This window comes from Bradyrhizobium sp. BR14999, assembly GCF_056106085.1.
On the sequence record NZ_CM148536.1, the window covers coordinates 2,070,696 to 2,087,286 of the forward strand.

A 16,591-nucleotide genomic window follows, 5' to 3' on the forward strand; every position below is an offset into this window, starting at 1 on the left:
GACTGCGTCAGCCGCTCGATCTTTGTTCGACGTCTGACAGGGCGCACAACTGTGTAAGATTCAAAACACTCGCGTGCTATCGCACCTTCTCGAACCCTTGCGAAGCGCGATCAGGCGCTGAGCGCTCGGGACGGACGCTGGCATGGCCCTTGCTCCTTCTCACAGTAGGCCAATCGAGGCCAGAAGGAGCTGAACATGAGCAGCACGACAGGATCTTGGGCTTACGGAGCGAAAGCGCCGATGCCAGGCCAAGAACAGACCAAGACGAAAGAAGTTCGAGGCTCTTCGAGCCGCGGCGGTCTTGGGGCTATGCCCCAGGATGCAAAAGCTGCGGCAAAAACAGCTAAGGGCCGCTGACGAAATCGGGCGCACGACTGCCCGGCTATGCAGGGCCGAAAGTGCAGTACCGCTGACCTCGCCCTGCCCCTTGACGGCAGGGCGAGGAAGCGCCGCAACGCCTTGCATTTATGGGAACTGGCAACCGCGGTTGCTCTAGAATAAATGAGTTGGTGGCAATTGACCGTCCTCTACGACAAAATGGAGTTCCCCAAAATACAGGATCAGGTAGACTTTGCTGCCTTTATGTTGGGAGTAAGCCACACCGATCTTTACAGGTACGAAACAGGCGGTCGCCAGGTCTTCGTTTTCAACTCTCCTGAATTGGTTCAGCGCTTTTTTGAAGACACAGATTGTTACGAAATAAGCGAGCACCACTACAGAAACATTGTGAATGCATATGCTCCATCGGCGTTCCCACTGTTGAAACTGAAAGCAATTTCCGCTGGTCCTGTGAAACCCTACGATGCAATTCGAGCTGAGCTAACTCAGAGCGCAGCTGGCTTTCAAGAGCGTATTGCGCCATTCGTCGCAGATCAAAGCACAGTTGAGATCTCACATGAGATCAAACGCTGGATGCTGATCCTGATGGCCAAATTGCTTTACAATTTCGATATCTCCCGCCATGCCGACGAGTTCATCGCGAGAGGAAATTTTATAGAGGAGTGGCTAGCGAATGTAGAACATGCCCATTCTTGGCCTGAGAGAAAGAGAATTGACAGCGCGATGCAAGAGAGCGAGAAATTTTTTCAGAACGTTGCGCTTGAAATCGCGAATATCAAGCTCTCTCATTGCGCCGAGAAGCCCAAAATGCCGGAAGATCTGGTCGCGTACACGATCATCGGTACGCTGATAAATGCCTTCCACGCATCCGCAACCTCAATAGCCTGGACCTTGATGCTTATTGCGGGAAGCAGTGTCGAGGAGGCCCTGTTTGAAGAAGCGGCGGCAGCCGGCCCCGAGTGTGATTTTCGGAGTGTGAAATCAGCTCCCAAGCTCCGGGCAGCCTTGATGGAAAGCTTGCGACTCTATCCTCCCGCGTGGATGCAAGGCAGACACGTACGGAAGAATCACATCGTGGGCGAGATGAACATTCCTCAGGGTAGCGCAGTCATGGTTTGCGCATACTCGCTGCATCGCAATGCAAAATATTGGAATCGTCCTGGCGAGTTTCTGCCGGAAAGGTTCGATGAACGCTCGGCCTACGACACCCGATGCTATGTGCCGTTCGGTGGAGGACCCCACATCTGTCCCGCATCTGGACTGTCAATTCCAATCTTACAAATGATGATTGCTTACATGATCCGGAGGTTTCGCTTCTCGGTGCATGGGACCGCGTGTAAGCCTCGCGGGTTAATTGGGCTGAGATTGCATCCAGGTCTTTGGCTCAAGCTGAGGCCCCGACAATGGCAATCAGCATGAGCGGTATGTGGAGCTTTGGTGAGCGTCAGGGATTTTCATGAGCACGCCGCCGTCAATGCGATCAGGCTACTTGTCACTTCAAAGTAACCGCGAAATGACTGCGCAACCTGCGAGAATCTCGCAATGCATCCTTTGGGACTGAATGCCATGGGGAGCGGGCCAAGGCCCTTACGCGTGTGTGCCGCCTGATCCCGACAGCGCAATGGTCAAATACTTGATCAACGCAGCCGTGGCAAAGGGTTTGGCAAGAAAGCAGATCCCGCCAGCCTTGATCGCTCGAGCGCGCACCCCATCGTCTGGGAAGGCCGTGACGAAGATGAACGGCATCCGATGACCGAGGCTTCGCATATGCATCAGCAGGTCAATTCCGCTCATCATCGACATTTGGACGTCGGTAATCACGCAGGACGTCTCGACCAATGCAGCAGCGCGCAGGAACTCCTCGGCGGAGGCAAACGCATGGACCAAGTATCCGTACGATGCCAGAAGGTTGCTCGTTGCGGCGCGAACGGATGGATCATCGTCGATGACCGAAATGGCGGAAGGCTTTGACAAACTGATTGCTCGTAACCCGGGAAACTGCTCGCAGCGGTTGCGGCCGACATTGGAAAGTGGGGGCGCGAAGCAGGATTGAAAGGTATACTTAGGTTTGTATGTTCCCCTTTGGTCGAGAAATTCCGAGAGCTTCACTCATTCTTATGAGATCAGCCAGGGACTTTGCGCCCATTTTGCGCATGACCTGCCCGCGATAGATCTTGACGGTAATCTCTGCCAGGCCGAGCTCGCCTGCCACCTGCTTGTTCAACAGGCCGGAGGCGACCAGGGCCAGAACATTGCGCTCACGTGGGGTCAGACTTTCGAGCCGGGATCGCAGTTCAGAGACTGTTTTTTCGAGCTCGCGCCGCTTGCGGTCTCGTTCGATCGCGGCCCGCACCGCGTCGAGCAGATCCTGCTCGCGTACCGGCTTGGTCAGGAAGTCGACCGCACCGCTCTTCATAGCCTGGACCGTCATGGGAATATCGCCGTAACCTGTGATAAAGATGATCGGCGTGTGGATGTTGGCCTCAGCAAGATCGGACTGCAGATCGAGGCCGCTCGATCCTGGTAGGCGGATGTCGAGCACGAGGCAGCTCGGTACCTCGGGCGGGTTCGCCTGCAAAACCTCCGCCGCAGAGCCAAAAACCTTGACCCTAAGCCCCACTGATCCAAATAGATTTGTAAGAGCTTTGCGCATCGAAATGTCGTCGTCGACAACCAAGACGATCGGTTCATCGGTATCTGTGCGCGACTGCGGCGCTTGCGAAGGCTCGCTCATGATGCACCCTCCTGTTGCACGCACAGGTTCATATGAAATGTCACGCCGCATCCCCTTTTAAAAGCCCACGAAGCCGTGAGAGGCCGCCAAGAACGTTTATATGCGGCCGAATTCTCCAAATTTCATTATCTATGTCAGTATTGATCGCAAAACTGCCCATTTTGCGACTATATGGGCGATTCGTTTGCAGCAAAAGGACGACGCAGGCCGGGGAATCGACCCGTTTTGTGGGCGATCGAAGCCCTCGCTGCTCTGCCCCAAGCCCCAGGACCTCATTGCGCCCGCGGTTTGGAGGCGCCAATCCGTAATTCCAGCCGGGATTCTAAGAGGGCGGGAAAGCGTCGCGGATGTTGACTCTTTGGAAGAGATGCTGGTCGCCCACGCGACTAGCTGGTCAAAGCGGCGAGAGCTTAACGGCCGTCATCGATCCAGCCAGCATGTTGGAGGAATGAAACGGTTGCGGGCACTTAAAAACTCCGCTCCGGTTTTACTCTCGAAGTAGATGCCCGATTCAGAGCCGAATTTGCGGCCAAAGAGGGTACTCTTACCGGAGCACAGGAGCCAAAGCAGCCTTTCTCATGTTTCAGGTCAAAATTTATGATGCTCTACAAAGGCCAGATGAGGTCCGCCTTCGCGCGCGTCCGACGAGGGCCATTTCTCGCCTTAAAGATGCAGTCGGCCCTGGGTGCGCGGCGGGGAATGCAATGCGGCGCTCCCGTGTGGGTTGCCGAGCGCCGCGTCTCTTCTCGGGCATCATTCTCTTGGCTACATGCAGCTCCACGCGTCAACCGAGCGAGGCGGCAGATTAAATTCCGCTCTTTGCTGGATGCCCGCACGGAGCCGCAGAAGGTAGGGACCCGCAATCCTGCATGATCTCCTTCGTGGCTTGAGGGCGGAATGAGACTGAGTGGTGGATTTCCGCAAGGGCCTGAAGGCCGGGCGTAAGTCCCGGCCGCTTATCGCGGAGAATCGAACGACCGAAGCTGTCGATCTTCTATTCTCAACGGACCGATATTGCCTTGCAAGGTGCTAGATAGAGCGTCCAGGCCCGTAGTATCGCGTTAGCACAGAGTGTGACACGGGTCTTCCTCGCGAAAAGCGCGGCGCGATTGCAGGGGAGATCACCCGAAGCAAATGAGCGATGAGGATCCATCCCAATCTCATCAGTCTTCGTGTACTGAGCTAGAAGATCCGACGCATGAAGGCCGGCGCTTCAAGCTTAGAGCATCGAGCAGCGATCTTTGAAAACCTAAGAATCCGAGCGATCGATGCCGCGAGCATTCGAGGTGCGCATGAACGATTGCCCTAAACGATTTTCTAGGTCGAGAACAAGCATTGCGGATGCTGACTGTCACATTCGCGACCTGCTGTCAGGCCCAGAACACGTCCGGTGCAGCAGATCGCCTTGCAATTCAAGGCTGTTGATTGGCATGAGCTTTGAATAGCAGGACTTATTCAGGACAGCCGCTCGAGGATTCCGAGTTGTGACGACGATATCAGATAGCTGTATGCGTGGACCGCAACTTCGGGATCCTCAGCGTCATCACCACCTGGCCCGGCGCTCCTGCGGGATTTTGCCAGCGAGTTTGAGCACGCCGCAATCGAGTTCGCTCCATGAGGAGCCAGTGATCCCGGTCTCTGTGTGCGGGCCATCAACCGCATACTTATACAAAGAGAGGTGGAGCGCTGCAGTTGACTTAGTTGCTCTCGTCAGTCGGGAGCTGCGGACAAGCACCGAGCGCATCAGTCGCGCTCACGCGAGCCGTTCATAAACTGGACTGAGCAAGATCTGACGTTGCATGGTTCGGCAGCCGCCCGGGATCGAGGCAAGCGCATACTCCTCTCCATAAAGTAGAGATGATGGGGCCGGCGAAGTAAAACCGGACAGCGGTGTTGTATGGACAAACGAGTAGAAAAAGCAGTGCTGGCCTTCCAGCACAAGCGGCCGACACCGGACGATTATCATCAGCTCGTTATCGAACTTGCTGAACTTGCAAAGCTCGCATGGCCAATGGTGCTGACGCAGCTTGGGCAAGTCGTGATGATGACGACGGATCTTGCCTTGATAGGAGGGCTCGGTCTTGAAGCGCTTGCTGCGGCAGCACTGGGTGTCGTGATCTACATCATTGGCTTCATCCTCGGCGTTGGTTTGCTGGCCTCGATCGCGCCGCTGGCAGCGCAGGCGTTCGGAGCGAAAAACCTTGCCGCGGTTAGACGCACGGTGCGCATGGGGCTCTGGGCGGCGCTGTTGATATCGCTCCCGATCATTGCCTTTGCGCTCCAGGGAGAACGAACACTGCTCGCTTTCGGCCAAGCGCCCGAGGTGGCGCGCCTCGCGCAGCAATACCTGTTCGGACTAGCCTTTGGCGTAGCGCCGGCATTAGGTTTTCACGTTTTTCGCAACTTCATGGCTGCGGTCCACCGGCCGCAGCCAGTCCTGTGGATTACGATTGGATCGATCCCTCTCAATGCGCTCATGGCTTATTTGCTTATTAATGGGAAGCTCGGCCTGCTGCCGCTTGGGCTTTTCGGGGCCGGCCTTGCGAGCAGCCTCGTGAACCTTACGATGTTCTTGGCCGTGTTGTGGTTCGCCACAATGCGCCCCCCCTTCCGTGACTATCACGTGCTTGCACATCTGTGGCAATTCGATTGGCCGTTCATGAGACGATTGATCGCGATGGGAATTCCGATCTCACTCATTGTTTTGCTGGAATACGGACTTTCTTCGGCCGCGGGACTCCTGGCGGGCCTCGTCAGCATCAGTGCGCTTACTGCCCATCAGATCGCCCTTCAGGTTGCCCTGATCCTATTCGTGGTTCCAATAGGCATCAGCACGGCGGCGGCGGTGCGCGTCGGTCACGCGGTAGGCCGCCGGGATGGTCCGGGCGTCAAAAGAGCAGGGATGATTGCTATACTCCTTGGGACTATGGCTGCTGCGTTACTGACCATCGCGGTTGTCGCCGCGCGCTTTGAAATCGCCGGCCTGTTTGTAGACGATACGACCGAGGGGGCCGGCGCGACGACAGACTTGGCGGCCAACCTCCTTTTGGTCGGCACGAGTTTCTTTATCAGTGATGCCGCTCAGCACATTGCGGCGGGCGGCTTGCGTGGACTGAAAGACACCCGCATCCCGCTTCTTTTCGCGTGCGTAGCCAATTGGCTCGGTTTTATCCTTAGCTACGTGCTTGGTTTAAAGACCGGACTTGGTGCAATTGGTATTTGGATAGGCTTGTCAATTGGGACGACCATCTACGCGTGTTTTCTCGTGACGCGTTTCCTGCTGCTGGCGAGCAGGTTTGCTGTGCGAAGGTCTCCGGCAACCTCGTAAGTTAGGAAATATTGGTCAGGCAGAGTTCCCAGGACCACCAACGCCTTTGGCTTAAGCCCTTACTCAAACGCGCCCTCCGGTCAGAAAATATTATTTTGCTTTCTGACAATCTCGTCCATTGGGCTGGTGTCGTTCACACGGAACGGCCTTTATCAAACCAACTTCGATATATTAATCGGGCGGTGGCACATCGAAGCACCGAGGCAACCCTCCGCCCAGTTTGGCCGGTCGGTCGGCAGGTCTTGACAACCGAGCACGCGCGTCGTCGCCACTCGATTGGCGACTTTGATCCCTCGCGGTCAATGATGCGAACTGCTTTGTTCCGGATCCCGTCACTCCTGCGGGCGCTCTTTCATTTCTCTTCGGACGTCCGGCGTCGCCAAGGCGGCGGAGCTGTGCTGCCTCCTGCAATTAGCTTTGGTGCGCCGCGCATCGAGCGCCTTCGTTTGTAGGACGCCGAAGTCATTCTTGAGCTGCCTTGCAGATAGACCAATCACGTGCGCGGCTGTGGAGCTGACGTCGCAGCCGATCAGATCTGCGACTTGCTCAGCAGGGGTTCCGAGAGTGAAAGGGCAGTCCCTCCGAGGTGACGGGTTCATAGCCGCGAGAGAGTCTCGCCGGCGCCCGTCCTCGGAGAATCGCGATGTCCAAACGCCATCCTCGCATCGGCACCGGCCAGAACCGGGCAGGCCTTTATGACGAAATTACCGATAAGATCATTGCCGAGCTCGAGGCCGGCCGGGTGCCATGGGTGCAACCTTGGGGAACGGCGGCGGCGAAGGCGCCGCTTGCCATGCCGAACAACGCCGCGACCAAACGGCATTACAGCGGCATCAACGTCCTGATCCTCTGGGGTGCGGTTATCGAGCGTGGCTTCGCTGGTCAGAGCTGGCTGACCTTCCGCCAGGCGCTATCGTTCGGCGGTCATGTGCGCAGGGGCGAGCGTGGTACGACAGTGCTCTATGCTGACCGCTTCGTACCGAACGATGAAAAGCGCCGAGCTGCAGAAACCGGCGAGGAAGCGCTGGCGATTCCCTTCCTGAAGCGTTTTACAGTCTTCAATGCGGATCAGTGCGACGGCTTGCCTGCGGAAATCGCGGCTGCTGTGCCTCCTCGGCAGCAGGGACTGATCGAGCCAGCTGTCGAAGCCCTGATCAAGGCGACTGGCATTGACTTCCGCATTAGAGGTGATCGCGCCTTCTATGTACCGACAGAAGACTATGTGCAAGTGCCGCCGCCGCAAGCCTACTTCGAGCCGATCAATTGGCATCGCACCGCGCTCCACGAGCTTGGCCACGCAAGCGGTCATTCTTCACGGCTCAACCGCGATCTCAGTGGCTCTTTTGGTACCAGGAAGTACGCCTTTGAGGAGTTGATAGCGGAGCTGTCCGCCGCATTCTCCTGTGCCTCGCTCGGCATCATTCCGACAGTGCGACATGCAGACTACATCGCCTCATGGTTAGAAGTTATGCGGGAGGACAATCGAGCGATCGTTCGCGCCGCAAGCCAGGCCAGCAAGGCAGCGGACTACATCCTAGGCTATTTGCCCGATGCGGTGATCACCGCAACGACGAAGGGGACTGAGGCCGCGTGAACTATTCGCTCGGGCTCGCAAACCGAGAAGGATTGGCGGATATCTTCGAAGGTTGGAAGCAGCCGTCCGTTGTGAAGAATCGAACATCTCAATAAATCACTCAATCGTGTCGTGCGGCATTCCCTTCAAACTGGTGCGGATTCCGACGAAGTCGCCCGGGTGTACCGATATGAAGTTGCCCGGGGATTCCGAGACGATGTCGCCCACCTTTCCGATTTGATCTCGCCCCGGGGGCGAGCGTTCTGGCCGGTAGGTTCTCTGGCATTGGGCGAGCCGGGTGGTCAACCTGGAATCACGGCTTGAACCTCTTCTGTTTCTGTTGCGGTTGCTTTGGGCATGTGGGCAACGCCTTGGCGTTGTCCCAGCGCAGCGGAATGTCCACAGCGTCATGGGCTCCGGCCTTTCGGGCGGATTGCCCGGTTCGGCGGAGGCTCTCGCCGGTGAGATCGAGCCGATGGGCATTGTGCACGAGACGATCGAGCACGGCATCGGCATAGGTGAGATCGCCGAACACGTCCGAGTACCCTATTATTGAGCGGGTCGTGTCTCACGTCACGATCACCGATCCGCATCATTTTCTGTTTGGGCACCGGCTTGAGGTGCTCAAGGAGCGGTCGGGGCGCGGTCCTGCCTACGTCGTTGTCGCGCTGCCGGAGGGCCGGCCGCGAGCGGTTCGGATCGCGTCAACGGGTCTTGTCGAGACGCCGATCAGGGTCCGCCCGAACGTCCCCGATCTGCCGCGCATCAGTGCACGTACGCATCCCATTGATGCAGCCGGCGCCAATGAAGCACTCATAGGCGGCGAGCGGCGCGAGCTGCACCACGACGTTCGGCACGTGGGCGGGATCAGGGGCGAAGTGGGCGCGCAGCCGTCCGAGATCGGGCAGTCGCCATCAATGATGCGGGCGTCGTCGGGATAAGGCTCATGCCAACGGCGGTCTGGCGGCGGTCCCACCCACAGGCGCGGACGTGCGACGAGCGCCAGAGGTGATGGTCAAGATCACCGGCCGCACCAAGGGCATGGCGCATCTCAAGTCGCACCTTGCCGGATGCAGTGTAAAGAGCGTAGGGGAGGGATCACCCTACTTTCCGTTCGACCTCAACTGCGTTCTCCAACAACAGAGTATCTAGGCTCGGAATATCCGGCATGGCCTTACCGGCAATTGCCTGCAGGTCCGCCGACCGTGCCCCGCTCGAATCGATGACGGCCAGGATTTGGGTTTGTGCGTCACGGTGGATAGTTTTTTAGAATGTCGCGCTCCATGCGCAGCCGTTCGTTCCACCTGCATGAGGTTGTCCGGGGTAGTGCCACACAGCAATGAAACATATCTCTGCTGGTGTCTTGGGAAGTCTCATTCGATGCCAAGCGTCCCAAGCACCCGGTGCATAACCTGGCGTTTGATCTCGCCAGCGATTTCGTTTCGGACTTGGGCTCCGAGCACCCGCTCGGCATCCGGGTCGCCCAGCAGACCACGCTCGGCCAGTCGCTGATCTAAGCGGCTTTGAAACTCTTCGCCCATGGCTTCGACCAGCCGGTCTTGCATCGCTGCATGTTCGTCCGGAGCGATGCGGCTCAGCACGGTCTCCAAGGGCTGCCAGCGGGTTGCCATGTAGTCGGTGAACTGGTTCACTTCCCGCTCCCGGACCAGATTCAGCGCCTGCGCCGCATCATCCTCGCTTACGTGAGAGACCGCCAGGAAGCGCATGTCAGGGGCGACGTGACTGAGCTCGAGCGGCTCGCGCAGCCGATGTTGGTAGGCCAGGTAAACTTCGATGTCGTCCACATTCGGCTCGTCCCTGATGAGCAAGTTGACCCTGTCGCGCGCAATCTCGTCCAGCGCCTCCAAGCGGAACGCAACACGACCGCGCTGGATCAGTTCGCCAAGCCGATCGTCATATACCCCGTCCTCGACGTCAGCATTGATGCGCGCGGTCTGCATACCGTTCCAGTGCAAGGTAACACGATCCTCGCAGGTCGCGTTGGCCTCGGAGGCTTGTGCAAAAAACTGCTCACGCAATCTCGGATTGGCCGCCGCCTGCCGCAGATCATGAGCCACTGCCTGCCGAAACTCGTCATTGCCGTAGTTCACGGTGCCTCGTAGCCTCTCCAGGAATTGAGCGTAGTCCTGGGCGCCTGGCTCATCCGCAAAGTGCTGCCATTCGGCCAGCGCCGCGGCGTCCTCTGCGAGCCAGTGCGCGGCAGCCTCATATAGAGATTGCTGCGCAAGCTGCGGTGGCGCTTCAGCCGCCACCAGATTAGCGAGGACGTCGTCCGGCAGCGGGTTATCTCCCAACTCGAGGTTCTCCAAATGCGGGAAGCTAAGACTAAGATTCGGTAGAGGACCCTCAAGAAGACCCTCAGGCAGGCTGGTCAGGCGGTTACCGCTCAGATTGAGCGATTGGAGCGTGCTCGGAAGACGGTCGGGGAGGTTGGCCAATTGATTGCTGCTGATATCGAGTTCAATGAGCCCTGATGGGAGGGACTCGGGGAGGTCGGTCAGCTGATTGCCACTAACCGCGAGCGAGGTGAGCCTGCTCGGGAGAGCGTCGGGCAGACTACTTAGTCGGTTGTCGTTTGCGTTCAGGATCTCGAGCCCAGCTGGAAGGTTGGCCGGCAGACTGGTCAAGCTGTTATCGGCCACCTCGAGCCGAGAGAGGGTCGCCGGAAAAGCGTCCGGCAAACTGGTCAATCGGTTGTGGCTAATGAGAAGTTGCTGGAGACCGGGGGGGAGCCCAGCGGGCAGGCTGCTCAGCTCGTTGTGCCTGGCGTGCAGTTCCGGCAACCTTGGCGGCAGGGCGGCGGGCAAAGCGGTCAGCGAGAGGGAGGACATATCTAGCGAATGCGAGCCTGTGTTGTCCGAAATCCTAATTCGTGTGCGCCCCTGTCGCCGATTCTCGGCTTCGCCCTGCCCCTCTTCGCCAACCCAGTTGTCCAGGATCTGGGCGCGCGCGGAGGCTGATGTCCGATATCCTGTCAAGACTTCGACCCAATCCGCCACGACTCGGCTGAAGCCACGGATGTAACTTTCCTGCTCCCCCTCTTCAGAAGGGGGCGAGGAAGAACCTGCACTCCCTGTGCCTGTCCTGTGTTCATCATTTCTCCATCGTCGGAACAAGAATACCCCCGCTTCTCCAGGTCGCGAAGCAGGTGGTTGCGCAGCGCAATGATCATTCGCCTGTGCACGTGCGCTGCGACTCCCGCCCGACTCGAGTCGGTACAAGTTCACACGAGCCCAACCGTCAAATGGATCGCTCTCCCGCCTACACCAAGTCAGCGCGGCTTAGCATAGAGTCCCAGCGCGGCTGGTGGTACTTATCTCAACGGCGGCCAGTGGAGCCTTTCGGCCGAGTAGTGGAAACGAAGAGCGGCAGGCGCTTCCGAACGCCCAAGTTCGTGGAGGCCCTCTCACATGCCAAGGCAACCGGTGCCAAGCTGGTCTTTGCTAAGCTCGACCGGTTCACCCGCAAGCTGCGCTTGCTTCTGTCACCGGTGGCAAACCGAGAGGCCCGGGGTTCTGCAGCGACACTCGTCAGCTGATCGACAGGTAGGCCTGCTAATGGCAGAACGCTGCCACGTTGACGGTCGTCCGGACGTATCTGGTCAACGAAATGGTAGAAAGCTCGCAGCGGTATCGGAACTTGCCCTCAGCCATGATCGAGCCACTGTTAAAACCGTTGTAACGACAGTTATGCTTGGTTGCCTGCCTCTGAGGAGAACGACATCGATCACAAAAACGGCAGCATTAGAAGAAGCCGGGCGTCTCGCCACCGCCAAAGCTCAAGGCACCGGGAATACGATTCCGCGGTGATGCCGAAGCGCCGCTTGCGATTCATGTCTGAATTGTAGCTCATTTGGACGCCGAGATTGCTTGTCTGAAACCTTTACAAAGTTCGGACAATTCGGCTCGCCCTGTCGAGTGTTTCTAGAGAATCCCCCAGGCCCGATACCGCCCTCGCCCGGTGGCCTCGCGCAAGCCGAGCTCAGCGACCAGGTCCTGGGCGGCGCGCGCTGATTACGCAATCCTTCGGCGATCCCGCCGGTCGAGACAACCGGGCGGGACAACACGTAGTCGATGAGCACCGGCAGTTTTGAAGTCGAGCGGCGGCCGTACAGCTTCCGAAGCAATAGCATGCGTCGCCGGCTGCGTGCGCCTGGCGCATCGTCACCGACAGGCGGCCCTCCCAGGCGCGGTAAAGCTCGCAGAAGCCTGAGTATCGGTATCCGCCGGGCTCGGCGGCGATGTACTCCTCCCACAGGATCGACAGCGTCACGTGCTTGCGCTTGAGCTGGCGGTGCATCGCCGCCCAGTCGGGCTCGGCGACCCGGCGGTGACCCTGCCGGTTGCCGTTGCCGGTCTTGGCGAACAGGCGCGCTTCCAGGGCCACGTCCGTGAGTTCGTCGGGCAACGGCCAAGTCAGACCCGCGGCCTCGAACCGCCGGATCGCCAGCCGCACCGTCGAGGGTGCCGCGCCCACCCGTCGCGCAATCAAAGAGGCCTCGTCACCCGGGCGACATCATCCCGGAATGGTGGGCGAGATCATCTCGGAACGCTGGGCGACATCGGGCGGAATCCGCAAACTGGTGCTGAGCCGGTCAGACCTGAATGAAAGGTGGGGGTACAATCGAGCAACTCGCAGCGCATCGCTTAACGTGCCATGCTAAAAGCTCCCAAACGTTCGATCGGGCAGGCTCTCGCGGCGCCATCTTCCTCGATTGCGGCCGACCATAAGATCAGAACATTGATCGCCTAATGGAAAACTATTTCGATAGAGGACGCGTCATGAGCACAAGCCACCGCAGTACCCTCGCATTTTGATCAAGTACTAGTGACCTGCCCCTCCCAACGAACCGAGATTGTTGCTCAGCTTTTTGGACGCATCCGCACTCATGGCCCGCCGACGAGCCAGAGGCGCGCGATGCATCCTTGAGTACTCAACATCTCAGGATGCCTCGCCCATATCCGGAACTGATGTGTGTGATGCTCTTCGATATGTCACTCGTAGCATCGATGTACTTTTAACCGCGCTGCTGCTCTTCACGGAATCAGCCCAGACCCGTTCGGACCGGCTTGCCGGAGCTCGTAGGAAAAGAATTCGTGCGCTATGCGCGTATGCACCAGAATGCAAATGCTGCCGACTTACGGATGTTCGAAAGAAAGGCCGCCAAAAGGCGGCCCATGAAAGTCAGACTTCGCGCTAGGTCAAAAGATCACGTCAAAAACCGGCCCCGGATAAAACAGATAGCGATGCAAACCATATCTTCGGTGCGAAAAGCTACGACACTTCGCCGACGGACAGCAATATCATTTGTTCTGCTCCTACCGAGATAGGCTGGCGCGGAGCCTCCCGGTCAGAATTGAAGGTATAGGCGACGGTGTTCAAAGCTGCTTGCCACCCGCCAGGACGCCTAATCCCGATCCTGGCCCTCTCTTATGCTGGCAGACTTGAAGCGGCTGCTCGATCAGGACACGGTCGGCAGATCAGAAACCCTTATGGGAGCAGCAACGGTCATGCTCGCTGTGTGAGGGGCAGCATCGCACGCGAGCTGGATCACGAACGTTTCCGCGGGACCATAGGAGCACGGGACCGACAGCCAGAGCTTAGCTTTTCGTACTGACACGTCGCGCTTAAGACAACGTGTCAGGATTGAACCATGCAAAATCATCGTTGAGATCAAAACGGCCAGATTTTCTTTAATCTCGTCGCTCTGGCGGGGCGACCGGAGTCATCTCATGACTGGTATAGCGCTTGCTTAACGAAAGACGGAGCCACGTCTTCACGGGGTTAAATACATTCGCCTGTGATGGACCCAAGAACATCGGTTCCTCAAGAGGGGCTGAAAACATGTCCGGTATTGCTGCTGCGTTTCTATGCTCTTCAAGCAATTCACAGGCCACGGTTTATCATCAGCTAAAGCACATGGTTCCGAAACTTGCCCTTCGTGGGCAGGCAGGAATCGGTGTCGTAACGTTTATGCACAAAGACGGTGTTCGATACGCGAACGCCCTTCAGTCATCGGGCGATTCGGTGCTCATTGAGGAAGCTGAAAACGATCTGAATTTTAGACCACATGTTGCCATCGCTCATATTCATAGCCGAGGTCGCGCAATCAGCGGCGACCTTCAGCCAATTCACAAAAACGCGGGCACCAGTCGCCATTTGTCAATCTCTATGGATGGAGCCTTGGCCAACGGCCATGAACTCAGGGCAGAATTGTTCGCCCAGGGCCACAAGTCAAGTTAGGTCGTGTCCCAAGGAGTGGTGTAGCTGATTAGCAAAGCCGCTCGCGACGCGCGCCCCACATAGCGCCGTAGCGAGCGAGCGGCTTTGGGGGTGGCCACCGATGATTCGTCGGTAAGGTTTGGGTTGCGACACCAACCTGATTCGAGGAACCACCGATGACCGACGACATGATGAACCTGCGTGCGCTCGTGGAGAAGACCCCAGATGCCGATCTGTTGCGCGAGATGATCGGCTTTGCCGCCCACCGGCTGATGGAGCTGGAGGTCGAGGGCCTGACTGGGGCCGCTTACGGCGAGAAGAGCTCGGAGCGTCAGATCCAGCGCAATGGCTACCGCGATCGGAGCTGGGAGACCCGTGCCGGCACGGTCGAGCTGCGCATCCCCAAGCTGCGCAAAGGTTCCTACTTCCCGGGCTTCCTCGAGCCGCGGCGGATGGCCGAGAAGGCGCTCACGGCCGTGGTGCAGGAAGCCTACGTGCAGGGCGTCTCGACCCGCTCGGTCGACGATCTGGTGCAGGCGATGGGCATGAGCGGCATCTCCAAGAGCCAGGTGTCGCGGCTGTGCGGCGAGATCGACGACAAGGTGAAGGCCTTCCTCAATCGCCCGATCGAGGGCGACTGGCCCTATCTGTGGATCGACGCCACCTACGTGAAGGTCCGCCAGAATGGGCGCATCGTCTCGGTCGCGGTGATCATCGCGGTCGGGGTCAACGGCGACGGCCGACGCGAGGTGCTCGGCATGGATGTCGGCCCGTCCGAGGCGGAGACGTTCTGGACCGCGTTCCTGCGCAAGCTGGCCCGCCGTGGCCTGCGCGGTGTCAAGCTCGTCGTCTCCGATGCCCATGAGGGGATCAAAGCCACGGTCGGCAAGATTCTCAACGCCACCTGGCAACGCTGCCGCGTCCACTTCATGCGCAACGCGCTGGCGCATGCCGGCAAGAGCGGGCGGCGGGTGGTCTCCGCCTTCATTGCCACCGCCTTTGCCCAGGACGACGCTGAAGCGGCACGGGCGCAGTGGCGGCGCATCGCTGATCAGCTACGCCCCAAACTGCCGAAGCTCGCGGCGTTCCTCGATGAGGCCGAGACCGACGTGCTCGCCTACATGAGCTTCCCGGCCGCGCACCGCGCCAAGCTGCACTCGACCAATCCGCTCGAACGGGTCAACGGCGAGATCAAGCGGCGAACCGAAGTGGTCGGTATCTTCCCCAATGAGGATGCCATCACCCGTCTGGTCGGTGCCATCCTGCTTGAACAGAACGACGAGTGGGCGGTCCAGCGCGGCCGCTACATGACACTGGAAACGATCGCGCCGTTGGGCGATGATCCCGCCGTCAGCTTCCCGGCAATCGCCAGCTGACCGATCCGGCCCAGGCCGGCGAATGCGGTGACCCACCGCCAGTTACACCACGCCCAGGGACACGATCCATCTTTGCTGGTTCGAACGCGTGGTGAGGTGCCGGTTACGGGCGAAGCGCGGTTGGTGCACTACATCGACGAGTTTCTGACCTGTTTTCAACATCGATCGGACGCTATCAGCGTTCACCACGCCTTGCGCCTTCGCTGGTAAAGTTCGGTCTCTCTCTTGAGCCGAACAAAATTAAGTTAGTTGAGTTCGGTCGGTTCGCGCGGCGACACGCGGGTAAACGCGGCAGAAAGCGCCCGGAAACGATCTACTTTCTGAAGCTGACGCTGCAAAACCTGAAAAGGTGACTTCAAGGTTGGGATCGCACCGAGAAATCTCGCTCGCGGCGCAGCCTTACGTCCCTGCAGGAACTCATACGGCGAGGTCGTGCGATCAGTGACCAGGTCGGCGAAATCAACGCCCTCGCACGCGGGAACTATGCTTTTTATGTTCGGCGGGGAAGCTTCGATGCTCGTGAAGGTGTATCGTGCCGGGAGCGTTACTGGCATCGGATGTTGCGCAGCCGCAGCTGGGCCGGACGACGCTTGACTGGAGAAGACCACCAGATCAAAGCAAGGACGCCGTTACTGAACCAAAACCGCGCCTCAGATGCGGAGTTGCAGCCCCTGCAAAGTGCTGTGAAGCAAATGCCGAAGAGCGTAGTGCGGTAAATCCGCATGTACGTTCTTGTGGGGAGGGAGACGGGCGACCGTCTCCCGCGACTAGGGCTGAGGCTGAAACTCCCTTGGCCTACTCGACAGTACTTCCGCGGCGAGGAGTTCTCCCAGCATGGCCTGGTGTTCGATCGCTCATCACTGACAACCGCATGGGCGAGGAACAGCTGCAGGCGCTATCCAGGAGAGCCTGTCGGTCGCAACCAAGAGCACGGCGATCAAACCTTCCGATCTGTGGCGGGTGATCCCCATCTGATCTGGTAGCTGCCCAACCAACGC

The 16,591-nt window shown here is 58.6% G+C and carries 8 protein-coding genes and 4 pseudogenes; 6 read left to right on the forward strand and 6 right to left on the reverse strand.

The window, feature by feature from the left end:
* The first annotated feature begins 516 nt into the window (after window positions 1-516).
* Window positions 517-1,758 (forward strand): cytochrome P450, encoded by a 1,242-nt coding sequence (locus ACR9YP_RS09595; protein ID WP_474219528.1) that lies wholly within the window; start codon window positions 517-519, stop codon window positions 1,756-1,758.
* A gap of 168 nt (window positions 1,759-1,926) precedes the next feature.
* Here the strand turns inward: ACR9YP_RS09595 and ACR9YP_RS09600 are convergent, their stop codons facing one another.
* On the reverse strand, window positions 1,927-2,313 hold the full coding sequence (locus ACR9YP_RS09600) for a response regulator transcription factor (protein ID WP_474219530.1): 387 nt from the start codon (window positions 2,311-2,313) through the stop codon (window positions 1,927-1,929).
* Between the two features lie 88 nt (window positions 2,314-2,401).
* A complete protein-coding gene (locus ACR9YP_RS09605) occupies window positions 2,402-3,073 on the reverse strand; it encodes a response regulator transcription factor (RefSeq protein WP_438102855.1) in 672 nt (223 codons plus the stop codon).
* Window positions 3,074-4,970: 1,897 nt separating this feature from the next.
* On the opposite strand from ACR9YP_RS09605, the gene ACR9YP_RS09610 reads away from it, so the two are divergent.
* Both ACR9YP_RS09610 and ACR9YP_RS09615 read left to right on the forward strand, forming a co-directional pair.
* A complete protein-coding gene (locus ACR9YP_RS09610) occupies window positions 4,971-6,401 on the forward strand; it encodes an MATE family efflux transporter (RefSeq protein ID WP_474219531.1) in 1,431 nt (476 codons plus the stop codon).
* Window positions 6,402-7,044: 643 nt separating this feature from the next.
* Window positions 7,045-7,995 carry an ArdC family protein gene (locus ACR9YP_RS09615; protein ID WP_474219532.1) on the forward strand — a complete coding sequence of 317 codons (951 nt, stop codon included), beginning with the start codon at window positions 7,045-7,047 and terminating at the stop codon, window positions 7,993-7,995.
* A 292-nt stretch (window positions 7,996-8,287) separates the two neighbouring features.
* Here ACR9YP_RS09615 and ACR9YP_RS09620 read toward each other — a convergent pair.
* A pseudogene (locus ACR9YP_RS09620) lies at window positions 8,288-8,503 on the reverse strand (ATP-binding protein); the annotation flags it as partial.
* Between the two features lie 34 nt (window positions 8,504-8,537).
* Between ACR9YP_RS09620 and ACR9YP_RS09625 the strand changes: the two are divergent.
* Window positions 8,538-8,915 (forward strand): hypothetical protein, encoded by a 378-nt coding sequence (locus ACR9YP_RS09625; protein ID WP_474219533.1) that lies wholly within the window; start codon window positions 8,538-8,540, stop codon window positions 8,913-8,915.
* A gap of 432 nt (window positions 8,916-9,347) precedes the next feature.
* Here the strand turns inward: ACR9YP_RS09625 and nopM are convergent.
* The 3 pseudogenes from nopM to ACR9YP_RS09640 form a co-directional block, all read right to left on the reverse strand.
* Window positions 9,348-11,089 (reverse strand): annotated as a pseudogene (nopM, locus tag ACR9YP_RS09630) (T3SS effector NEL-type E3 ubiquitin ligase NopM).
* Between the two features lie 829 nt (window positions 11,090-11,918).
* Window positions 11,919-12,130 (reverse strand): annotated as a pseudogene (locus ACR9YP_RS09635) (helix-turn-helix domain-containing protein); the annotation flags it as partial.
* Window positions 12,121-12,486, reverse strand: a pseudogene (locus ACR9YP_RS09640) (IS21 family transposase); the annotation flags it as partial. The pseudogenes ACR9YP_RS09640 and ACR9YP_RS09635, both read right to left, overlap by 10 nt.
* A 1,353-nt stretch (window positions 12,487-13,839) precedes the next feature.
* Here ACR9YP_RS09640 and ACR9YP_RS09645 point away from each other — a divergent pair.
* Together ACR9YP_RS09645 and ACR9YP_RS09650 are read left to right on the forward strand one after the other, a co-directional pair.
* Window positions 13,840-14,238 (forward strand): hypothetical protein, encoded by a 399-nt coding sequence (locus ACR9YP_RS09645; protein WP_474219534.1) that lies wholly within the window; start codon window positions 13,840-13,842, stop codon window positions 14,236-14,238.
* A 155-nt stretch (window positions 14,239-14,393) separates the two neighbouring features.
* On the forward strand, window positions 14,394-15,593 hold the full coding sequence (locus ACR9YP_RS09650) for an IS256 family transposase (protein WP_438102715.1): 1,200 nt from the start codon (window positions 14,394-14,396) through the stop codon (window positions 15,591-15,593).
* Window positions 15,594-16,591: the final 998 nt, after the last annotated feature.

Coding starts and splice junctions, on each gene's coding strand:
- ACR9YP_RS09605 (WP_438102855.1), bottom strand. CDS start 3,073: ATGAGCGAGCCTTCGCAAGCGCCGCAGTCGCGCACAGATACCGATGAA.
- ACR9YP_RS09610 (WP_474219531.1), top strand. CDS start 4,971: ATGGACAAACGAGTAGAAAAAGCAGTGCTGGCCTTCCAGCACAAGCGG.
- ACR9YP_RS09615 (WP_474219532.1), top strand. CDS start 7,045: ATGTCCAAACGCCATCCTCGCATCGGCACCGGCCAGAACCGGGCAGGC.
- ACR9YP_RS09645 (WP_474219534.1), top strand. CDS start 13,840: ATGTCCGGTATTGCTGCTGCGTTTCTATGCTCTTCAAGCAATTCACAG.
- ACR9YP_RS09650 (WP_438102715.1), top strand. CDS start 14,394: ATGACCGACGACATGATGAACCTGCGTGCGCTCGTGGAGAAGACCCCA.